At 71.1% G+C, this 3,479-nt stretch carries 4 protein-coding genes; 1 reads left to right on the top strand and 3 read right to left on the bottom strand.

Annotation, left to right across the window (positions count from 1 at the left end; translation table 11 throughout):
* A partial coding sequence (locus tag LQV45_RS21435; protein WP_308288910.1) for a DNA/RNA non-specific endonuclease occupies window positions 1-747 on the top strand: 747 nt, incomplete at its 5' end.
* A gap of 6 nt (window positions 748-753) precedes the next feature.
* On the opposite strand, the gene LQV45_RS21430 is transcribed toward LQV45_RS21435, so the two are convergent.
* The 3 genes from LQV45_RS21430 to LQV45_RS21420 form a co-directional block, all read right to left on the bottom strand.
* Window positions 754-1,356 (bottom strand): bifunctional 2-polyprenyl-6-hydroxyphenol methylase/3-demethylubiquinol 3-O-methyltransferase UbiG, encoded by a 603-nt coding sequence (locus tag LQV45_RS21430; RefSeq protein ID WP_230008734.1) that lies wholly within the window; start codon window positions 1,354-1,356, stop codon window positions 754-756.
* Between the two features lie 146 nt (window positions 1,357-1,502).
* Window positions 1,503-2,147: a CE1759 family FMN reductase gene (locus tag LQV45_RS21425; RefSeq protein WP_230008733.1), complete on the bottom strand. Its 645-nt coding sequence runs from the start codon at window positions 2,145-2,147 to the stop codon at window positions 1,503-1,505.
* Between the two features lies 1 nt (window position 2,148).
* Window positions 2,149-3,354, bottom strand: a complete 1,206-nt coding sequence (locus tag LQV45_RS21420; RefSeq protein WP_230008735.1) for an LLM class flavin-dependent oxidoreductase — start codon at window positions 3,352-3,354, stop codon at window positions 2,149-2,151.
* Window positions 3,355-3,479: the final 125 nt, after the last annotated feature.

The following is a 3,479-nucleotide window of genomic DNA, read 5'->3' as shown; positions in this document are numbered from 1 at the left end:
CCCCTGCCCCTCCCCTCGCCCGCCGTCGACACGATCCGGCTCGACTACCCGCGTTTCTCGGTGCTGCTCGACCCCGTGCGGCGCTTCGCCGCGGTCACCGGAGTGGTCATCGACGGCGCGCGCCTACAGGACCCGCCGCGCGCGGGCGAGTGGCGGCTCGACCCGCGCGCCCCCGCGACGACCCAGGCCGGCCCCGAGGTGTACAGCCGCAACGACCTCGATCGCGGTCACCTCGTGCGGCGTCGCGATCCCGGGTGGGGCAGTGCGTCCGAGGCTCGGGATGCCACCGCCGCGACGTTCTTCTACCCCAACGCCGCCCCGCAGGCGGCGGGGTTCAACCAGTCGAAAGAGCTGTGGCTGGGACTGGAGGATCACGTCCTCGCCTACGCCGAGAGCACCGACCAGCGGATCGCGGTGTTCACCGCGCCCGTGCTCGGTGACGACGATCCGCCGTATCGCGGCATCCGTGTTCCGTTGCGGTTCTGGAAGATCGCGGTGTGGCGCACCGGCGAGCGCCTCGCCGCGGCGGGGTTCGTGCTCGACCAGAGCGATCTCGTCGACACGCGACAGGGGCTGACCGTGCCGCCGCTCGGGGCGTTCCGGACATTCCAGGTGCCGATCCGCGAGATCGCGGCCGAGGCGCGTGTCGACGTCCGAGACCTCGCCGGCGCCGACGTCCTCGCGCGTCCCGGCGTCCGTCCCGCCGGGGTCCGCGAACTGCGGAGCACGGCGGACATCGTGCTCTGACCCGGGTCAGGCCACCCGCACGGCGTGCAGCACCGTGTCGACGGCCGCGTGGGAATGACCGCCGCGCAGCTCGGCATCCGCGGTGCCGCGGACCACGCGCTCGCCGCGCTCGATGCGGAACCGCTCGTCGAGGGCGCCCCGCAGCAGCTCGGGGGTGTAGAGGATCGCGGGGTCGGAGGGGCCGTGGCCCCCGGCGGCGATGTTCTCGACGTCGTGACCGACGACGACGAGGGTTCCGCCCACCGCGACCCAGTCGGCGATCCGGGCGACCGCCGCCGCACTGTCCGTCAGGTGCAGGTAGCACGACACGACCAGGTCGACGGATGCCGCCGGCTCCCACGCGTGCACGTCGGCGCGCACCCACGACACGGCGTCGCCGCCGGGTCGGTCCGCGGCGATCGCCAGAGCCTCGGCCGAGAAGTCCACCCCTGTGACGCTCCACCCTCGCGCGGCGAGCCACAGCGCGGTACGGCCGTCCCCGGTGGCGACGTCGATCGCTGTGCCGGCGCGCAGCGCCTCAGCGATCTCGCGGACCGTCGCGGGGGGCTCGCTGGCCCACACCCCTCCGGCGGAGGCGCGGTACCGCTCGTCCCACTGCTCGGCATCCATGCCCCTCACCCTAGGGGCCCCGTGCGACGTCGGTGATCGGCACGACCTCCGCCCGGCGCTCCCCCGAGCGGCTGAGGTTGCGCGAGGGCGCGCCCGGCAGCACGAAGCCCCGCCGCCACGGACGGGCGACGGGGCTTCGTAGGAGATCACTCGCCGGAGAGACCCCCGAGGAGGTGTCCGAACGACTTCCCGGCACCGAGGTACGAGGCGGGGTCGAAGGGATCGGCGTCGCGCACGGGCTCCCGGACGGCGATCGCATCGGCGAACTCCCGCGCGCCGCGGTCGACGCGCGCACCCAACGGGGCGACCTCGTCGGCGGTCGCGCCCCAGTCACTGGATGCCGCGAACACGCCGGTCGGCACGGGGTTGGCGTGCAGGTAGGTGAACAGCGGCCGGATGGCGTAGTCGATCGCGAGCGAGTGGCGGGCCGTGCCGGCGTTGGCGCCGAGGAGGACCGGGGTCCCCGTCAGCGCCTGCGGGTCGAGCACGTCGATGAACGACTTGAACAGCCCCGAGTAGCTCGTGGAGAAGATCGGCGTCACCGCGATGATGCCGTCGGCCGAGACCACGGTGTTGATCATCTGCTCGAGCGCGGGCGGAGCGAACCCCGTCAGCAGGTTGTCGGTCAGGTCGTGCGCGTAGTCGCGCAGCTCGAACACGTCGGCGGTGGCGTCGATCCCGCGCTCGCGCAGTTCGGCGAGCGCGGCGTGGGCGAGACGGTCGCCGAGCATGCGCGTCGACGACGGCGTGGACAGCCCCGCGGTCACGACCGCGATACGGCGGGCGGTCATGTCAGGCTCCCACTCGGGTCGCGGCGGCACCGAAGGCGCTGCCGGCCTTCGCGGGGGCGTCCTGGTAGGGGCTGCCTGCGGTGAGATTGTCGCCGCGGTTGGCGCCGGGGACGGCCTGGCGGGGAGCCGCACCGGCGTAGATCTTCTCGACGAGGTTGGCGTGCGTGGGCGCGTCGGGAACCTCGGCCGGGCGGTTCTTCTGGAACTCCTTGCGCAGTGCCGGGACGACTTCGCCGCCGAGGATGTCGAGCTGCTCGAGCACGGTCTTGGTGGGAAGACCCGCGTGGTCGATGAGGAAGAGCTGGCGCTGGTAGTCGCCGAACGTCTCGCGCATCGCGGCGTAGCGGTCGATGATCTGCTGCGGCGAGCCGACGGTCAGCGGCGTCATCTCGCTGAAGTCCTCGAGGCTCGGGCCGTGGCCGTACACGGGCGCGTTGTCGAAGTAGGGGCGGAACTCCCGCACCGCGTCCTGCGAGTTCGCGCGCATGAACACCTGGCCGCCGAGGCCGACGATCGCCTGCTGGGGAGTGCCGTGACCGTAGTGGGCGTAGCGCTCGCGGTACAGCGTGATGAGGCGCTGGTAGTGCTCCTTGGGCCAGAAGATGTTGTTGGCGAAGAAGCCGTTGCCGTAGAACGCGGCCTGCTCGGCGATCTCGGGGGTGCGGATCGAACCGTGCCACACGAACGGGGGAACGCCGTCCAGCGGACGAGGGGTCGAGGTGAAGCCCTGCAGGGGCGTGCGGAACTTGCCCTCCCAGTCCACGACGTCCTCGCGCCACAGCTTGTGCAGCAGGTCGTAGTTCTCGATGGTCAGCGGCAGGCCCTGACGGATGTCCTTGCCGAACCAGGGGTAGACGGGGCCGGTGTTGCCGCGGCCGAGCATGAGGTCGGTGCGACCGCCCGAGACGTGCTGCAGCATCGCGAAGTCTTCGGCGATCTTCACCGGGTCGTTCGTGGTGATGAGGGTCGTGGAGGTCGTGAGGATGAGGCGCTCGGTCTGCGCGGCGATGTACGCCAGCGTCGTCGTGGGCGACGAGGACCAGAACGGCGGGTTGTGGTGCTCACCGAGCGCGAAGACGTCGAGCCCGACCTCTTCGGTGTGCTTGGCGATCGTGAGCGTGTCCTGGATGCGCTGGGCTTCGCTCGGGGTCTTGCCGGTGGTCGGGTCCTGGGTGATGTCGCTCACCGTCATGACACCGAACTGCATCCCGGGCCAGTTGTTCGTCTCGTTCACGATGCCCCTCCTTTTTGTATGCATCTGAATATACATGGGAGAACGCCTCCCGCGAGGTTTTATTCCGCCCTACCCCATCGGCATCCCCCGATCCTCCC

This window comes from Microbacterium sp. Bi128 (assembly GCF_918698205.1).
This window is presented reverse-complemented; position numbering and strand designations above follow the sequence as displayed.